Source organism: Alcanivorax sp. NBRC 101098 (assembly GCF_001010505.1).
GTDB classification, from domain to species: Bacteria; Pseudomonadota; Gammaproteobacteria; order Pseudomonadales; family Alcanivoracaceae; genus Alcanivorax; species Alcanivorax borkumensis.
Map to the genome: position 1 here is coordinate 3,025,402 of NZ_AP014613.1, position 16,468 is coordinate 3,041,869.

The following is a 16,468-nucleotide window of genomic DNA, read 5'->3' on the forward strand; positions in this document are numbered from 1 at the left end:
CGCTGTACCCGAAATAACACCAGCCCCCTTACGGCTCGGCCAAAGGTTCATCGCGTCGAATACGCAGAAAACGGGCAAAGCGGGGCAGCCCCGTAGCCGTTTTTCCGAAATACTTGTAAGTCACTGTGGCCCCCAAGGGCGGCGGTGCCTTGCGCTGTTTATCAGTAAAGCCGGTCCCCAGCTTGAATTGCCGACCATCCGCCCTTTCAACCACCAGCGCCCCCATCATGCCACGGTATTTCCCCTTGCCTGCTGTGTAGCCAATCACCACCGCTTCCGCATCTTGATAGGTCTTCACTTTCAACACCGCATCACTGCGGCCCGCCTGGTACAGGCTATCGCCGTGATGCAGCATCAGCCCTTCCCCCCCTGCCGCCATCACCTTGTCTAACCGCTGTAATAATGCCGCGTGACTTGAGGCCGGCTGCTGTTCTATGACGGAAAAGGTATAGCCATTGCTGGCTGACGCCAGCGCCTTCATTTGTTGAATACGCTGTGAGAATGGCGCACCACTGGCCGGCAAATCAAACACCTTATATCGAATGTGCCGCCACTCCTCAGCGTTGGGCTGCACCCGCCGCACCGCTGCAGAAACAGCCGAAAAACGCCCGTGCCCCATCCACAACTCCCCGTCCATAGGCGTACTCGGGTAACCGCGCACAAACCAAGCCGGGGCATTGATCACATACCCCCCTTTACTGATCAAGTGCTCCCCATTCCAGTAAGCTCTCACCCCATCCAGCTTTTCGCTGACCCAGTACCCCTCCAGGGCCATTCCCTGCTGATATGTCTGCGCTAGCTGAAGTGCCGGGCCCTGCGCCAAACACCAGCCAGCCATTATCCACAGACCAATAATCGCCAGCCCTTGCCTGCTCTTCACGGCATTGCCCCCGGTTTATGTCAGGCTGGTACCATGACAGATTCGGGCTCCGCTCCCTGTCCGTTTACACATACCGGTGATGTAAGCCATAACGGTTTGCAACAAATCACGACCGGCTGCATCCAACAGGCAGGAGGTAAGCACTTATGCGAATGATTACATTAATGGGGTTGCTGATAATCAGCGCACCATCCCTAGCCGCCGAAGCCTATTTTGCCGGTGGCTGTTTCTGGTGTACCGAGTCCGATTTTGAGCAACTGAACGGCGTTAGCGACGTTATCAGCGGGTATGCGGGTGGCGACGTCACCAATCCCAGCTATCAACAAGTAGCCGCTGGCAGCACCGGGCACACCGAAGCCGTAAAGGTCATCTATGACCCCAAAGTGGTTAGCTACGACAACCTACTGACCTGGTTGTGGCGCCATATCGACCCCACCGACGCCAACGGACAATTCGTGGACCGGGGCACCCAGTATCGCAGCGAAATTTTTTATCAAACCGATGAAGAAAAAGAGGCTGCTAAAGCATCAAGGATGGAACTGGAAGAACGTGGCCCCTTTAAAAAACCCATCGTCACAGCAATCACCAAGCTAGATAGCTTTTATCCCGCAGAAGATTACCATCAGGACTACTACAAAACCCACTCGCTCAAGTACAAGTATTACCGCTATCGATCCGGTCGCGACCAGTTTCTAAAAGAGCACTGGGATGATCCAGATCACCGCCCTTGGCTTGTAAAAGACGTAACACAATCCTGGCAGGGAGCAGATAAATTTGAGCGCCCAAGTGATTCGGATTTACAAAAAACGTTACCAAAACTTACCTATAAGGTGACCCGTGAAGACGCCACCGAACGCGCTTTTCACAATCCCTATTGGGATAACAAAGAAAAAGGCATTTATGTGGATGTGATCAGTGGCGAGCCACTCTTCTCTTCAACAGACAAGTACCAATCTGGCACAGGCTGGCCGAGCTTTACCCAACCTATAGATGAGGCCTTTATCACCGCTCATGAAGACAACACACTGTTCACCACTCGTACCGAAGTGCGCAGCCGCTACGCAGACTCGCATCTGGGCCATGTCTTTGATGACGGCCCAGCACCTACAGGCAAGCGATGGTGCATGAACTCTGCTGCAATGCGATTTGTTCCTCTGGAGGAAATGACCCAAAAGGGTTACGGAAAATATCTTTCCTATTTTCAATAGCGCACATGAAAAGCGAGAATTTTTTCTCGCTTTTCCAATTTTTTCTTATTTTTTTCTCAAAAAATTAACGCCCTTTACTGCAAACAAAACAATGCTGCCAGCGACAATGCCCAGCACTACATTTACAAGCATGGGCATCAAAACGCTTAGCACAGCGGCCATGGGAAAGGCCACCATTAGTTCGTCTATATAATGCAAAGTATCGTGACTCATTGGCAAGCCATGAAGCAAAATACCCCCGCCTACCAAGAACATAGCAGCCGTTCCTGCCACGGATAAAAACTTCATTAGCTTAGGGGAAAAACTAAGTAGCATCCCTCCTAAAAAAGACCGAATTTTTTCATTTTTTTCTTTACCCGATTCAATCAAATACAAACCCGCATCGTCTAACTTAACAATGCCAGCCACCAATCCATAAACGCCGATGGTCATGGCCCCCGCGATAAGACTTATCACCATAATTTGCTGTAAAAAAGGCGCAGCCTGTACTGTTCCCAGAGCAATAACAATAATTTCTGCAGACAAGATAAAGTCCGTTCGAACAGCTCCTTTAATTTTATTTTTTTCAAAAGAGACCAAATCCACTTTCGGATCAATCATGGCTTGAATTCTTTCTTTATGCTCTTGAGATTCTTCCGCTCCATGAAAAAATTTATGCGCTAGTTTTTCCACCCCTTCATAGCACAGGTAAGCACCACCTAACATCAACAATGGAGTGATCAACCAAGGCAAAAAAGCACTGATCAACAACGCCGAAGGAACCAGAATACATTTATTGCGCATGGAACCTTTAGCCACGGCCCACACCACAGGAAGCTCTCGTTCTGCACGCACGCCCGATGCCTGCTCCGCATTTAACGCCAAGTCATCGCCCAGCACCCCGGCGGTTTTCTTGGCTGCCACCTTGGTCATCACCGACACGTCATCAAGCACTGCGGCGATGTCATCCAGCAACATCAGTAAACTTGTTCCTGCCACGTTATTTATCCTTAAAAAATAAATTTTTTTGAAGTCTAATTTTTTGTCACTTTACAAAATTCAACCTAGGCCGGTTAATGGTGATCGCGACAATGCCGACAATGGCCAGAACCCAGCAATAATGGATAGAACCGATTAACGCCAACGGTGAAAGCTTGGCAATGGAGCAGGCCAGCAACACTTGCGCCCCATAGGGAATTAAGCCTTGCACCACGCAGGAAAAAATATCCAGCATGCTGGCAGAACGGCGCAAGTCCACACCATGGTCAGTGGCAATATCACGGGCCATCTCCCCAGTCAGCACAATGGCCACGGTATTGTTGGCCACAAACACATTCGCAAACACCACCAGCAGGGCAATGCCCATTTCACCGGCACGTTGCAACGGCAGCCTAAGCCAGCGCGTCAAGCCATGAATGCGCTCAATAACCCAGCGGGTACCGCCCTGGTCGGTCATCAGCTGAGACAAGCCGCCAATCAACATGGACAACAGCATGATCTCGAACATGCCTTGGAAGCCTTCATAGATCGCGCCGTTCATGGTGGCCAGATTATAATCGTCCATCATCGCTATGCCGGTGGCGCCTGCAGCGACAATACCGATGATCAGTACCGCCAGTACATTAAGGCCGCTGAGTGCCAAACCAAACACCAACAGGTAAGGCACCACTAGAGCAACCTGAAAAGGTTTGCTCTCTACCTGGTGCTCACCACCGCCCAATACGATTAGCAAGCCCAGAGTCAGTAAGGCCGCCGGCACCGCAATCCAGATGTTGACCCGAAATTTGTCCTTCAACGACACACCCTGGCTACGTGTAGCCGCGATGGTGGTATCGGAGATCATCGACAGGTTATCGCCAAACATGGCGCCACCCACCACCGCGCCCAACGCCAGTGACATGGGCAACCCGGTAGCGCCGGTAAAGCCGACCGCAATGGGAGCCGTTGCCGCAATGGTGCCCATGGACGTACCCATGGCGGTGGCGATAAAAGCAGAGATCAGAAATAGGGCAGGCAGCACCCACTGGGAAGGAATAATGCTCAGGCCAAGTTGGACAGTGGCCTCCACACTGCCAATGCTAACGCTGACACTGGCAAAAGCGCCGGCCAGCAGAAACACTAAACACATGAGAATAATGTTGGGGTGGCCGATCCCCGCCACCAAGCGCTCCACACTGGTATTTAATCGCTGCCCGGCCAATCGCGCCATCAACATGGACAACACAATAGCGACCATGGCCACCACTGGCGCCTTTATCTGGTAGAAAGCAAAGTCAGTATCGGCAGCGGTGTAGTACAAGCCACTACCAAGAAACACCACCAGGAAAAACAACAAAGGGAGCAGCGGCCAAACGCGCCCAGAGGGCACAGCGTGGTTATGTGTGTTGGCCATGTAGGGGCGTCCGGATCAACCAATGATCGACCCAGTGTAGAGCTTCCGAGGCCATGTCGATAGCCGCCTTAACGTGCCATTAAAAAATCAATTAATGGCCACTTGCTGCGCACTCGCTCATCTTCTCTTTTATTTTCGTGGTGCTATAGAAGCCCGCGTAGCCTAGCTTCAGACACTGCCTTAACCCGGTTGGTTACTTTAAGTTCGCTGAAAATCTTTTTCAGATGCCATTTGACGGTATCCTCTGTTATAAGAAGCCGCTCAGCGATCTCTTTGTTCGTCATTCCACTGCTTACACATTTCAACAGAGAAATTTGCTTTATCGTAATGGTTGATTGGGTATTAGTGAGTTTAGGGCGGGCGTCAGCCTCTTCTTTTCTCACCTCGAGATCTTTTGTAGCGTTAGTCTCTGCGCTTTCTGGCAACGTATCAAAAAGATCCCGAGCAATGGGGCTAAACGACATTAATGCTTCTTTAATCCAGTCTCGGGTAAAATAACAGCTTAAATGTTCCGTAAGCTGGTCGGCATCAATAATTGTGCGCTTCGCTAATTTTGATGAACCGAGGCCAAAAATCGCTAATGCCTGGCAATATTGGGCGGCGATCTTGGTTCTAGCGTCTGAAATTGCACTGGCGCTTTGTAATGCTTTTTTTGCATACTTTTCAGCAACACCAAACTGCTTTCCAAGCCTCAACCTATACATTGAATTGACTAGCGCAATACGTGCGCGAATGGCTTGGTTTTGATTTGGCAAAAATGTCAGCTCACTCTCATCAGGAAGTATCGGCGGCTCTAATTCCTCATCGTTTATGAGCGTAAATTCAGCCAGCTGTATTTTAGCTAGCATGTTAAGTCGAGGTAGGTCTCTTTCGCAGGCAGCTATCCGGGTTTGCTCCAATATGGCCATAGCCCTATCTCTTAACCCTTGCTGGTACAGGAAACTACTGAACGTTTGCGTGCAACCCCATAAAATATCTGTAACACCATAGTTTAATGCGAAGTTGAATGACTCTTCCGCAGACTCATAACTAATTAGGCTAGGGCTTTTTTCGTGCAGAATTTGCAACTCAAGGGAACCAAGCATTTTATTTAAAAATGTTTTTGACACCCCCATCTTCTCTGCTGTTTTATTGGCTTCAAGTAATATACTCATTGCATGAGCGATATCACCTTTAAATATTTCAGCCTGAAGCTCTGCCGTTTTAAGCCAAACAAAAGCGTAATGTTGATTGGAGGACTGATTGGCTACCGCCCCCCTGTGCAATAATTGCTCTAAATCCTCAAAGCGACGATCACTGGAAGCAATGTATGCTTGGCACGTAAGCGCCGCTCCCTTACCGACCATGTTACGCTCGCCGAAAGTGTCAATCCATTGCTGGCAGAGGGTTTGGCTTTGCGCAAACTGATCCTGTGTCGCTTTTCCTACCGCGTCGACCAGCTTCCGCCATCCTTTTTCATCAAGGTTGTCTAAACCTCTGCTGCAGGACTCCGTGGAGCTTGCCAGTATTTTTTCTGCTTGCCGAGCTTGCTGGCTGAAATACAAGATCCAAGCATAGCTGATGCTTAAGGACGCGATTTTTTTTATCGTTCGAACCGGCACTTTTTCGAACCATGTTCGAAGCACCTCTATTTCGCCTTGCCTGAGTGCTACGTCTAAGATAATGCTATCGCTTACCGCTCGAGCCCAGCTGTGATCGCTCGCCTCCTGAGCGGCATTGATTGAATGGAGATACTCACCCCTACGCCAATGCCAAAATGCGACACGCTTTAGCACATATGAGCGACGCTCTCGCTGAATAGAATCAAACAAACCACGCAAATACTCTCTTAGCACCGGGTGCATAACCATGCACTCTCTGGAAGATTCTGTGGGGGTAAAGAGCGCATAATTTTCATTAATAAACGGAATTTCTTTATGGGCCTCTTCTGTTTTATATACGTAGTCGTAGCAGGCAACGCTGATCTCTTCCAGCATTGCGGCTTTGCAAATAAAGTCCCGTGTATTATTTGGCAGCGCGTTGAGTAGATTGTTTCTGAAATACGAACGGGTTTCCGGCCAGGTCGCAGCGGGGAGGTTTGGATTTGAAGTGTGGCACATAAGCCCAACAAGTGCGGGCCATCCACCAGTAGCCTCTATAACATTTTTAGCCTTGGCGCTATGCATTCCCGGCAACTCACATACTTCCTCTTCTGTGAAGACAAGGTCATGCGCGCCATATGTCACCACACCCGCCATCATAGACAAGCGCGCCAACGCTCCAGCATTACTGGGAGCAATATAAAATTTCACATTATTGGGGGTTTCGCATATTAAATTCTCAACCAGGCCCACGCCATGCTCAGCCTCCCCAATGCCATCTATGCAAATTTTTATCGGATTTTTAGCATTACACAGCGTATCTCGAAGTGACTCAATGATGTCATCATTACTTTGAATAACGCTCCAGGGTTCACGGCCTTTAATTTGATATAAAATTAACGCAGCCAACAAAGAATCCGTAATTTCACCGGAGCCAGGATACGATCGCGTATTGATATAGGCGACGCCCCCCTCCTCTCGGCCCTGAGTGCCCGCCTCGAAAGCAACTTGCACAGACTTGCCATAACCTAAAGGGGCCCGGTAAAGAATAACTTTTGATTCGGACTCGGCAGAGGCTTTCAGGCGACCGCGCTCTATGCACCCTTGAGTAATAAAACGCTGCCGGGCCCACATCCGGTCAGACATTCTAAGGCACCAGTTTTCCAAGTTATCGCACAGCATGGCAACAAGACCCCCTGTTGCATCTCCTCCAAAGACCTGCGTACTAAGGGATGAATGCATATTGATATTATGTACAGAGCAAAAACTACCCTTTGGAGTAGTTGTTTGGCCTCTATTTCTAGCTAACCCTACCACTGCCTACAACCTACAACTCGTCCGCTCACCAACATTACGCGGTGTCGCACAGCCTGTAGAAACAATCAATATGATAAAACAAGGTGATCCTAATGTCAGAGAACATTTTAACCGAGCCCCCACGAAGTGATGCTGATAATGAGGGTTATGTGGACCGAAAGCGCCACTTGTGGATTCTTTCTGTACTGTGGCCAGCAACACCAATAATTGGCCTATATCTCGTATCCCAAACAGGGTGGAGTATATGGTACGGATTAGTATTAATCCTATGGTACGGCCTAGTCCCTTTGATCGACACCATGCTTGGCGAGGATTATTCCAACCCTCCTGAATCCGTTGTTCCTAAGCTTGAACAAGACCGTTACTACAAAGTTTTAACGTACTTAACCGTTCCTATTCATTATGCAGCGTTGATTATAAGTGCCTGGTGGGTATCTACCCAACCAATAGGGGTATTCGAGTTTTTAGCTCTCGCCCTTTCTCTAGGCATTGTTAATGGCCTGGCACTCAACACAGGCCATGAACTCGGGCATAAAAAAGAAACCTTTGACCGCTGGATGGCCAAGCTTGTGCTGGCCGTGGTCGGGTATGGTCACTTCTTCATTGAACACAATAAAGGGCATCATCGTGACGTAGCAACACCGATGGACCCGGCTACATCCCGCATGGGCGAATCTATTTATACGTTTTCACTGCGTGAAATTCCTGGTGCCTTTAAACGGGCATGGGGCCTGGAAGAGCAGCGCCTCAGCCGTTGCGGCAAAAGCGTATGGAGCCTAGATAATGAAGTCTTACAGCCTATGATTTTGACGGTAGTGCTTTATGCCGCATTGCTGGCATTTTTCGGTCCTTTAATGCTCATCTTTTTGCCCATTCAAATGGCCTTCGGCTGGTGGCAGCTGACCAGTGCCAATTATATTGAGCACTACGGACTGCTGCGTGAAAAGCTGCCGAACGGGCGTTACGAGCATCAAAAACCCCATCATTCATGGAATTCAAACCATGTAATGTCGAACCTCATCCTGTTTCATCTGCAACGTCATTCAGATCACCATGCGCATCCTACAAGATCTTATCAATCACTTAGGGACTTCAGCGACCTTCCCACCCTGCCTACGGGCTACCCTGGGATGTTCTTCGTCGCATTCTTTCCCTCCTGGTTTCGTTCACTAATGGATGATCGGGTGATGGAGTGGGCGCACGGAGACATTAATAAGATCCAGATTCAGCCGGGAATGCGTGAATTCTATGAGCAAAAATTTGGAGTAAAGGGTTCGGAGTCACCCGATACAACCGTTGCCAAATAATCACCAACAGAAATCCATCCATTAAACCTCGTGCTTTCACACTTTGAGGAACAGCGCCCGGCGTGTACGTCGGGCGCCATTAACTAAAGACAATAATATTGGTTCAAAGGTGCTTTAAATGGCTAAATATCAATGCCCCGATTGCGAATATATATACGATGAAGTCGCTGGCCACCCACACGAAGGCTTTCCCCCAGGAACGTCTTGGGAAACGATTCCTGAAGAGTGGGCCTGCCCAGACTGTGCAGTAAGGGATAAAGCTGACTTCGTAGTAATAGAATCCGGTTCCGCGTCCCCGGCGTCTGCCGCGGCCACCCCAGAAGTGCGCACTGCTACCACCCCACCTAAGGCAGAGGCTTCACCTCAAAAATCAACGGGGGCCTCGACTCCTTCAACTAACAATAAAGCCAAAGCAAAGGCTAAAGCCAAACCCGCACGGGCAAAGTCGTCTAAAGACTCCACCAGCAAAGAGACCACCTTTCGTAAATGGATCTGTATCACTTGCGGTCATATTTATGATGAAGCTCTTGGCGATGAAACTGAAGGGTTCGCGCCAGGCACTCTTTTTGAAGATATCCCGGACGATTGGTGCTGTCCCGACTGTGGTGCCACAAAAGAGGACTATGTCCTCCATGAAGATTAGCCATCAGGCTCATAATAACGATAGGCTCATTCGGCAAGAGGTAATTTCATCATGAAGATTGCTAATCTGGCTGAGGTTGGTGCGACTAACGCGCCAACCGCCGATACAATTGATTCCGTCTTTTCTGCATTACAGCGGGCGCAACTTGCGCGCCGTGCTAGTTTCACTCTGGATGTTCGAATAGCGCAGCTTAATAAGTTGCGAGATTCGCTCAAACGCCACGAATCAAACATTATTGCCGCGTGTGCAGCAGACTTTAAAAAACCTGCGCCTGAAGTCAAATTAACTGAACTCCTCCCGGTACTTCAGGAAATTCGACATGCAAAAAAACATTTGCGCAAATGGATGCGTCCCAAATGGGCGCCCGCCTCCATTGGTGTATTAGGTACAAAGTCCCATGTCCGGCCGGAGCCAAAGGGTGTGTGCTTAATTATTGCGCCCTGGAATTATCCTCTCAATCTTGCACTAGGCCCTCTAGTATCAGCGTTAGCTGCCGGCAACAGCGTCATCATCAAACCCTCGGAAATGACGCCACACACCTCTAAAGTCATTGCCAACATTGTCGCCGAAACCTTCCCGCCTGACTTAGTCAGCGTGATTGAAGGCGACGCTGCTGTATCACAAAAACTGTTAGCCCTGCCCTTCGACCACATATTTTTCACAGGCAGCCCTGCGGTAGGCAAGGTGGTTATGGAAGCTGCCGCCAAGAACCTCTGCTCGGTAACCCTGGAGCTGGGCGGGAAATCGCCTACCGTTGTAGGCCCAAATGCTAATATAAAGAAGGCCGCAAGAAACATTGTTTGGGGTAAGTTCGCTAATAACGGGCAAACGTGCATCGCTCCAGATCATGTTTTTGTGCACAGCAATATTGCAGCGCAATTCAACCAAGCGCTTCAAAAAGAAATTGGCCGCGTTTACGGAAAAACGCTTGAAGCTCAAAAATCTACCGCTGACTATTGTCGAATAGTAAACAGGCGTCACTTTCAGCGAATTTCAAACCTAATAGATGACGCAAAATCTAAAGGGGCGAAAATTTTTGAAGGCGGGGCTATAGATACTGATCAAAACTTTATCGCTCCCACATTGATTTCAAATGTATCCAACGATATGGACATCACACGGGAAGAGCTATTCGGCCCTATTCTGCCCATTATTGAATACGATGATATCGATTCGGTTATTGAACAAATCAACGACAACCCTAAGCCTCTCGCGCTTTATATATTTGATGAAGATAAATCCTTTGCCAAACATATTGTCGAGCAAACAAGTTCAGGGGCTGTGGGAATTAACCTAACCGTTGTGCATTTTCTACATCCGAATCTTCCGTTCGGTGGAGTCAATCATTCAGGGATCGGAGCGGCGCATGGCGAATATGGCTTCCGTTCGTTTTCACACGATAAGGTTTTGATGGAGGACAGGCATTCTCTCATCCATCTCCTTTTCCCTCCCTATACTGGCTGGGTTCGGCAGCTTATAAATGCTGCTGTTCGTATTTTAGGCTGAGTATTAACAAATAATAAGAGAGTTATTATGTACGATTACATTATTGTAGGAGCCGGGTCGGCTGGCTGTGTGTTGGCTAACCGCCTTAGTGCGGATACCTCAAAACGCGTAGCGCTGATCGAAGCCGGCCCACGGGATAAAAATCCCCTAATTCATATGCCTATTGGCATCGCTCTACTCGCCAACAATAGAAAACTCAACTGGGCGCTAGAAACCGAGCCTCAAGAACACTTGAAAGGTCGCCAACTGTTTTGGCCCCGCGGAAAGACGCTTGGTGGCTCTTCTTCTATTAATGCCATGGTGTATATCAGGGGCCATAAAGCCGACTACGATCACTGGGGCCAAGTTGCCGGTAACAACAACCTCTGGGGTTGGGATCGTGCATTAACATTATTTCGTCGGGTGGAAGACAACCAACGCCTTGGCGCAGACCCATACCACGGCAAAGATGGTGAGCTCACTGTAAGCGAATTAAAATCGATCAACCCGCTGAGCCGTGATTTTGTTCGAGCAGCGCCTCACGTAGACCTGCCAGTGAACACGGACTTTAACGGCAAATCACAAGACGGATTGGGGCTTTACCAAGTAACACAGAAAAATGGCCAGCGCTGGAGTTCAGCGCAAGCATTTTTGCGTGCCGCTGAGAGCCGGTCTAATCTTGACGTGCTAACCGATGCTCGAGTAACCCGCGTGGCTATGGAGGGTAAGCGAGCTGTTGGCGTGACCCTGAAACAGGGAAGTGAATATCGCCAGCTGAGACTCAATGCCGGCGGCGAAGTCATCCTGTCTGGTGGTGCAGTTAATTCACCACAACTCCTCCTGCTGTCTGGCATCGGGGATAGTAAAGAGCTTGCAAAACACGGCATTCCGCTAGTTCATCACCTTCCCGAAGTCGGCCAGAATTTGGCCGATCATCTGGACATCACGATCATGCACACGGCGAACTCTCGTTTGCCCATTGGCGTTGCACCCAGCTTCTTATTCCGTGGGGTGAGCGCACTTTTCTCCTATATCTTTGCGCGACGTGGTTTTCTTACCAGTAATGTTGCCGAGTCTGGCGGCTTTGTGAAATCGGATCCTTCGTCTGAGCGACCCAATGTGCAGTTCCACTTTTTGCCCACTTACCTGAAGGATCATGGCCGAAAAGTAATGGCAGGCTATGGCTACACTTTGCACATTTGCGATTTGTTGCCGAAAAGCCGAGGCTTCATTGGATTGCAAAGCCCTGACCCATTGGCGAATCCGCTGATTCAGCCTAACTATCTGAGCGACCCCGAAGATATCAAAACAATGATTTCCGCCATTAAGTTTGGGCGACGCATTCTCGGAGCACCAACAATGGCGCTTCATAGTAAACGGGAAGTTATGCCCGGACAGTCCGTATCTACGGACGCTCAACTAACAGACTTTATCCGTGAAAATGCTGAAACCATCTACCACCCTGTTGGCACTTGTCGTATGGGGGCCGATCCTGATTCCGTTGTCGATCCGGAACTGAAAGTCAGAGGCGTTGAAGGGCTTAGAGTTGTCGATGCCTCGATAATGCCCAGCTTGGTTGCGGGTAACACGAACGCACCCACAATGATGATTGCCGAAAATGCGGCCGACATCCTGCTGGGAAAGGTCCAAGTGTAAACCCGGGCGACGTAAGCCACCGGGCATACTAATGACATCGGCCATTCAGGCGTACGAACAACCGAAAGCGATATAAGGTAGTCGTACTTGATCAGATGATGAAAGTTGCATCTGGATCAGGCCTGAATGGCTCTTGTTACTGGTAAAAGCACGGAGCGAGAATAGAAAAATGAGCCACAGACATGGCTAACGCTTTACCTCGCTGAAGGAGGAAGTGAACAGCTCCCCCCTAACGCCGTCCATTATGCGCTTGCCGCATGTAGGGCATTGCTCTATGCGTCACCGATATTTCCTCCCACCAGCCACTCCATTGAATTACAGCCTTGATTAAAGTGGACGATTATATGTTTCCCTGGAACAGGGCGACTGCCATTAAAGCCAAAACCCTCCAAGAAAGCACTTCTGTCATGGGCTTCTTCGTAAACAGAGAAGAGCAGACTACATTGGTTATACGCTTTGCTTAAGTTCACCGAAGTCCTTTGCTGCAAGCACTAGCTCTTCTGTTTCATGGTCTAGCCAGTACACTGCATTATTAATGCTGCCCTCTTTTTCAGTTTTGTAGACAAGAACGTCCGTCGCCACCCCCATTATTACCGATGACGATTAAATTTTCAGGAAGTCGATAATGCTCACGCGCTATTTTCGTTTCGTGAAGAATACTATTACAGGTTCTTTTTATTCTCTTTTTATCTGAAGTATCGTAGAACGGGTGTATTTCAAAATAATCCGTTGATACTTCAACGCCACCACCGTTCGACTTCATCATCTTTTTTCGGAACGAATCGGGAAATTTTACCCCCAATTCATTTTCGGTATTTGCTATATATTTCTCATCCACTGGAAAAGGCACCGAATTCCATCAGTACAAACAGGTTGAAAAGCTCACTGGCGTGAAATTCTACTTCGCTACGCCTCATCACTCATGGGAGCGAGGCAGCAATGAAAATGCGAATGGGCTAGTACGACAACATCTCCCGAAAGGAACAAGTATGTCGGAGCTGACTCAGATTGAATGTGACAGGATCGCAGGCAAACTTAATAGTCGACCAAGAAAGAGACACAACTAAAAAACACCAGAAGAAATCTACAATGTATTCTAATCTGAATTACTGTCGCGGTTAAAACTTGATACTAGGCATTTGACTCATCAATTTCATTGATTATTTCTTCTAAACGACCATCCCCACAACCGAACTTATTTGCATCAAAGACATAGTACAGGTAACCCTCATTTACTACATTTTGATAGCCAATAATTGCGGCCACATCTGGATAAACAGCTAATGCTTCAATAACACGACTTGCATAATTGACGGCAGGGATCTTCGTCCCCTCGACAGCTGCTACTCCGTGCTCAACTACCGCATCAACTGCATCGTAAATATTATCTCCGTGCCCATAAATTTTCATGTCTATCCTTAACGCCTCAATAACCGGCGCAGCTTTTCTGCATCCGGAGCCTAAAAGGCGCGAAGTTGATTGACTTGTTAGCCATTTTTATCGCTTTTGGTTTGTTTATTTAGTTCTAGTTTTTTAATTATCTCCATTACTATTTCATGAACATTGACTGGGTATGGATCGGCCCCAACTTTTGAATAATCCCTTGCCGCAAAGAGTCTACTAGCAACCTCAATCTTTATTTTATGTTGCTCGTCAATTGGTAGTGAAGCTATATACGGGCTAATGGCTTTTAGGTCTAACGAGGTTTGCAAATGGTTATACTGCTGCTCTCTATGTTTGGCTGATTCTCGGGCAAGATATGCTGCAGGCACTGAAAGCATAATAGCTAGAGCAATACGAAAAACAGAATTCTGCCACTGGAATTCGGTAGTTGTTGTTTCCCAAAAAGAATAACCGACAACACCAACGATGAAAGCCATGCAAGCAAGAGATGAATACCTTAACCAATTTGCCGTTGTCTTTTCTTCGGCTGAACTTGTTTCAAAATCACCAGCAACTGCTCGACCTGAAACATGTCCTAGAATATCGTCTATTTGTTGTTTTTTAGCCTCTACTTCAGCCAATGATTCTTTATACAAAGACGTTATTTTTTCTATTTCAACTTTTACATCGCGCTCTATTTTCTCAATCCGGTTGAGTAGATTATTTGCGTTGGACTCACTTTCAGTTAGTAGCCTTTTTATTCTCTTGTCATGCTCTAGGTGATCATTGGCAAGCTTTTCCATATTATTTTTAACTGACTTATAGCTAGCTAATGATAGATTAGAGTCTTTTGAATTAATGAACTCCATTGGTTGAGTTTCAAGAGGACTGTTTTCTACCCAATGTCTGAAAGAAGATGCCTTATCTAGTAGAACTGAACCAAGGGTTTTCATTTGGTTATCTGCTTCTTTGAACTGAGCTATCCCTTGACCAATAGTTTGCCCGTATACTGCAACTGATTTTGCTGAGCTAGCAATTTTTTCGATATCTTCATTGTCTGTAGAAGTTGAATACGTATCTAGATGCATGTAGAACGATTTAAAACCATCTCTTATCTTTTTAGAAACAGCAATATCACCAATGTAATCCTTTAATTGATCTACATGATCTTTGAGTTCGGCTACTTTTTCATCAAATTCAATTAGTGTACTTTCCATTACTTCCTCTGTAGTTAAGCCATGGTTCGGAGTAGATGGCTAACGCCTGCCATAACCGGACCCAAAAAGCAGAGCGACGAAGGAGCGGCGCTTTTTGGGTCCGGTTATGGCCTTGTTATGCGCCACCATACGTTCCGGGTGCAATGCACCACATGAAAGATTGAACATCAATCATGTCTCTTGGTTTCAACTCCGATATTTCAGACCTGATATATTCTGAAAAGCCAAGAACCGACTTGTAAGTGAGCCAATTCAACTGCGGCTTGTAATTTACCTCGTAACCACACAATTCTGACGAGTATTGCGTAATTGTTGGTTTTACAAACATGTGTTTTTCAGGGTGAACAATGAACAGGAAATAGGTTGCTGTTGTCCATTTAGCCGCATCAATATTTTCGAGTACCTTAGCAAAAGCAACAAACCGATTCTCTAATTCTTCTTCACTATAGAGCAGCGAGTACAGCGATTTACTGAATTGCTTCTGCGCTTCCAGAGATTGCAACCCATCCTTTAACGACATTTTCTCATTCGGAAAAATTAGATTCGTTGAGTTGGCAACCTTTAGTGCGCGTTTCACTATTTCGGAATAGTCTTCGGATTCCAATAGCTGGAAATAAGTCTCTTGATCTAAAAGATCACTCGCTAAGGCATGAGCTTTATCTTTGTAATCTCTTTCATGCTCTTTAAATTTTTCTCCGTAAAAGCCTTGTGGAAATTCCTCTAAGAAAAACTGTATGGATTGAGGGAGGCTTTGATATTTGATGCCGCTTAAGGATTTGCTGATTTTGAGATTATCAAGGACAGCGTTATTTGCCTCGTTACCTTCTACTTTGATTGGCTGAACGTATTGTAGAGATAATGTCTTTTCTCCGGCGCCAACAAAGAACACACGGACTGTTGCTCCGTTACTATTTTCGACAACCTCACCAAGCCCCCAGTCTTCTTTGGTTGGGTGCTTGACTCTATCGCCTTTCTTATATTCCATGCGTTGCCCTCTTTTTCGCATAACGCCCCGCGCAGCGGGCAAATTGTAACGACGGAGGAGCGAAAATTTGATCCGCCTGCCACCGCTTGTTATATGAAGCCCACATAGTGAAAGCAGGCCATAGCAGACACAGCAAAGACAAGCACTCCAATACCACTCACCCAAGCACCTTCATGGCTTTCTGTTTTCCAACCATATCTATCTGCACCTCTGGGATAAGCGCCCAACGTGAACATTTTCACCACAGGCCAGCCAAGATAGTAAAAGAAAAACTCAAAGAGAATATTTACAAACACATAACCAAGAGCCCTTCCAAGCCCTCTGAGGAATCCTTCAGCTAAATCTTCCATGACCTCCCCCCATATAATGCTAAAGCATAGCAGCAGCTGAAAGCCGTCCGGTGGCCGTAGGCCACGAACTGCTGCGCCTTGTTATG

Annotated in this window: 14 protein-coding genes and 1 pseudogene; 6 read left to right on the top strand and 9 right to left on the bottom strand. The window is 47.6% G+C overall.

Translation table 11 applies throughout. The features are described from left to right. Positions 1-28 precede the first annotated feature (28 nt). Positions 29-880 carry a DNA ligase gene (locus tag AS19_RS13735; RefSeq protein WP_046962233.1) on the bottom strand — a complete coding sequence of 284 codons (852 nt, stop codon included), beginning with the start codon at positions 878-880 and terminating at the stop codon, positions 29-31. 146 nt (positions 881-1,026) lie between these two features. On the opposite strand from AS19_RS13735, the gene msrB reads away from it, so the two are divergent. Further along, on the top strand, positions 1,027-2,088 hold the full coding sequence (gene msrB, locus AS19_RS13740; RefSeq protein ID WP_046962234.1) for a peptide-methionine (R)-S-oxide reductase MsrB: 1,062 nt from the start codon (positions 1,027-1,029) through the stop codon (positions 2,086-2,088). A 45-nt stretch (positions 2,089-2,133) separates the two neighbouring features. Here msrB and AS19_RS13745 read toward each other — a convergent pair whose 3' ends face one another. The 3 genes from AS19_RS13745 to AS19_RS13755 all read right to left on the bottom strand — a co-directional run bounded on the left by AS19_RS13745 (position 2,134) and on the right by AS19_RS13755 (position 7,185). Next, positions 2,134-3,066, bottom strand: coding sequence for a DUF808 domain-containing protein (locus AS19_RS13745; protein WP_046962235.1), 933 nt, complete (start codon positions 3,064-3,066; stop codon positions 2,134-2,136). A gap of 46 nt (positions 3,067-3,112) precedes the next feature. Then, positions 3,113-4,459 carry a Na+/H+ antiporter NhaC family protein gene (locus tag AS19_RS13750; RefSeq protein ID WP_011589976.1) on the bottom strand — a complete coding sequence of 449 codons (1,347 nt, stop codon included), beginning with the start codon at positions 4,457-4,459 and terminating at the stop codon, positions 3,113-3,115. 143 nt (positions 4,460-4,602) lie between these two features. Next, positions 4,603-7,185, bottom strand: a complete 2,583-nt coding sequence (locus AS19_RS13755; protein WP_231483428.1) for a LuxR C-terminal-related transcriptional regulator — start codon at positions 7,183-7,185, stop codon at positions 4,603-4,605. Between the two features lie 263 nt (positions 7,186-7,448). On the opposite strand from AS19_RS13755, the gene AS19_RS13760 reads away from it, so the two are divergent. From AS19_RS13760 to AS19_RS13775, 4 genes are all read left to right on the top strand, one after another. Beyond that, positions 7,449-8,663, top strand: coding sequence for an alkane 1-monooxygenase (locus tag AS19_RS13760; RefSeq protein WP_011589978.1), 1,215 nt, complete (start codon positions 7,449-7,451; stop codon positions 8,661-8,663). Between the two features lie 118 nt (positions 8,664-8,781). Further along, positions 8,782-9,306 (top strand): rubredoxin, encoded by a 525-nt coding sequence (locus AS19_RS14335; protein ID WP_082116383.1) that lies wholly within the window; start codon positions 8,782-8,784, stop codon positions 9,304-9,306. A gap of 51 nt (positions 9,307-9,357) precedes the next feature. Continuing rightward, positions 9,358-10,812: an aldehyde dehydrogenase family protein gene (locus tag AS19_RS13770; protein WP_046962236.1), complete on the top strand. Its 1,455-nt coding sequence runs from the start codon at positions 9,358-9,360 to the stop codon at positions 10,810-10,812. 27 nt (positions 10,813-10,839) lie between these two features. Beyond that, positions 10,840-12,447 carry a GMC family oxidoreductase gene (locus tag AS19_RS13775; RefSeq protein ID WP_046962237.1) on the top strand — a complete coding sequence of 536 codons (1,608 nt, stop codon included), beginning with the start codon at positions 10,840-10,842 and terminating at the stop codon, positions 12,445-12,447. Positions 12,448-12,997: 550 nt separating this feature from the next. Here the strand turns inward: AS19_RS13775 and AS19_RS13780 are convergent. Further along, on the bottom strand, positions 12,998-13,285 hold the full coding sequence (locus tag AS19_RS13780; protein WP_197540932.1) for an SMI1/KNR4 family protein: 288 nt from the start codon (positions 13,283-13,285) through the stop codon (positions 12,998-13,000). A gap of 7 nt (positions 13,286-13,292) precedes the next feature. Here AS19_RS13780 and AS19_RS13785 point away from each other — a divergent pair. Beyond that, positions 13,293-13,514: pseudogene (locus tag AS19_RS13785) on the top strand (IS30 family transposase); the annotation flags it as partial. Between the two features lie 64 nt (positions 13,515-13,578). On the opposite strand, the gene AS19_RS13790 reads toward AS19_RS13785, so the two are convergent. The 4 genes from AS19_RS13790 to AS19_RS13805 all read right to left on the bottom strand — a co-directional run bounded on the left by AS19_RS13790 (position 13,579) and on the right by AS19_RS13805 (position 16,382). Further along, on the bottom strand, positions 13,579-13,857 hold the full coding sequence (locus AS19_RS13790; RefSeq protein ID WP_035459764.1) for a hypothetical protein: 279 nt from the start codon (positions 13,855-13,857) through the stop codon (positions 13,579-13,581). A 77-nt stretch (positions 13,858-13,934) separates the two neighbouring features. Next, positions 13,935-15,047 carry a hypothetical protein gene (locus AS19_RS13795; protein WP_052753777.1) on the bottom strand — a complete coding sequence of 371 codons (1,113 nt, stop codon included), beginning with the start codon at positions 15,045-15,047 and terminating at the stop codon, positions 13,935-13,937. Positions 15,048-15,162: 115 nt separating this feature from the next. After that, complete coding sequence (locus tag AS19_RS13800) at positions 15,163-16,032, bottom strand: DUF3553 domain-containing protein (RefSeq protein WP_035459762.1); 870 nt, start codon at positions 16,030-16,032, stop codon at positions 15,163-15,165. Positions 16,033-16,121: 89 nt separating this feature from the next. Further along, the gene (locus AS19_RS13805) at positions 16,122-16,382 is read right to left on the bottom strand and encodes a hypothetical protein (protein WP_051428717.1); all 261 of its coding nucleotides are present in this window, start codon (positions 16,380-16,382) and stop codon (positions 16,122-16,124) included. Positions 16,383-16,468: the final 86 nt, after the last annotated feature.

Bases quoted from the DNA above. Each gene is read 5' to 3' on its own strand.
- msrB (WP_046962234.1), top strand. From the start codon at position 1,027: ATGCGAATGATTACATTAATGGGGTTGCTGATAATCAGCGCACCATCC.
- AS19_RS13750 (WP_011589976.1), bottom strand. From the start codon at position 4,459: ATGGCCAACACACATAACCACGCTGTGCCCTCTGGGCGCGTTTGGCCG.
- AS19_RS13755 (WP_231483428.1), bottom strand. From the start codon at position 7,185: ATGTCTGACCGGATGTGGGCCCGGCAGCGTTTTATTACTCAAGGGTGC.
- AS19_RS13760 (WP_011589978.1), top strand. From the start codon at position 7,449: ATGTCAGAGAACATTTTAACCGAGCCCCCACGAAGTGATGCTGATAAT.
- AS19_RS14335 (WP_082116383.1), top strand. From the start codon at position 8,782: ATGGCTAAATATCAATGCCCCGATTGCGAATATATATACGATGAAGTC.
- AS19_RS13770 (WP_046962236.1), top strand. From the start codon at position 9,358: ATGAAGATTGCTAATCTGGCTGAGGTTGGTGCGACTAACGCGCCAACC.
- AS19_RS13775 (WP_046962237.1), top strand. From the start codon at position 10,840: ATGTACGATTACATTATTGTAGGAGCCGGGTCGGCTGGCTGTGTGTTG.
- AS19_RS13790 (WP_035459764.1), bottom strand. From the start codon at position 13,857: ATGAAAATTTATGGGCACGGAGATAATATTTACGATGCAGTTGATGCG.
- AS19_RS13795 (WP_052753777.1), bottom strand. From the start codon at position 15,047: ATGGAAAGTACACTAATTGAATTTGATGAAAAAGTAGCCGAACTCAAA.
- AS19_RS13800 (WP_035459762.1), bottom strand. From the start codon at position 16,032: ATGGAATATAAGAAAGGCGATAGAGTCAAGCACCCAACCAAAGAAGAC.
- AS19_RS13805 (WP_051428717.1), bottom strand. From the start codon at position 16,382: ATGGAAGATTTAGCTGAAGGATTCCTCAGAGGGCTTGGAAGGGCTCTT.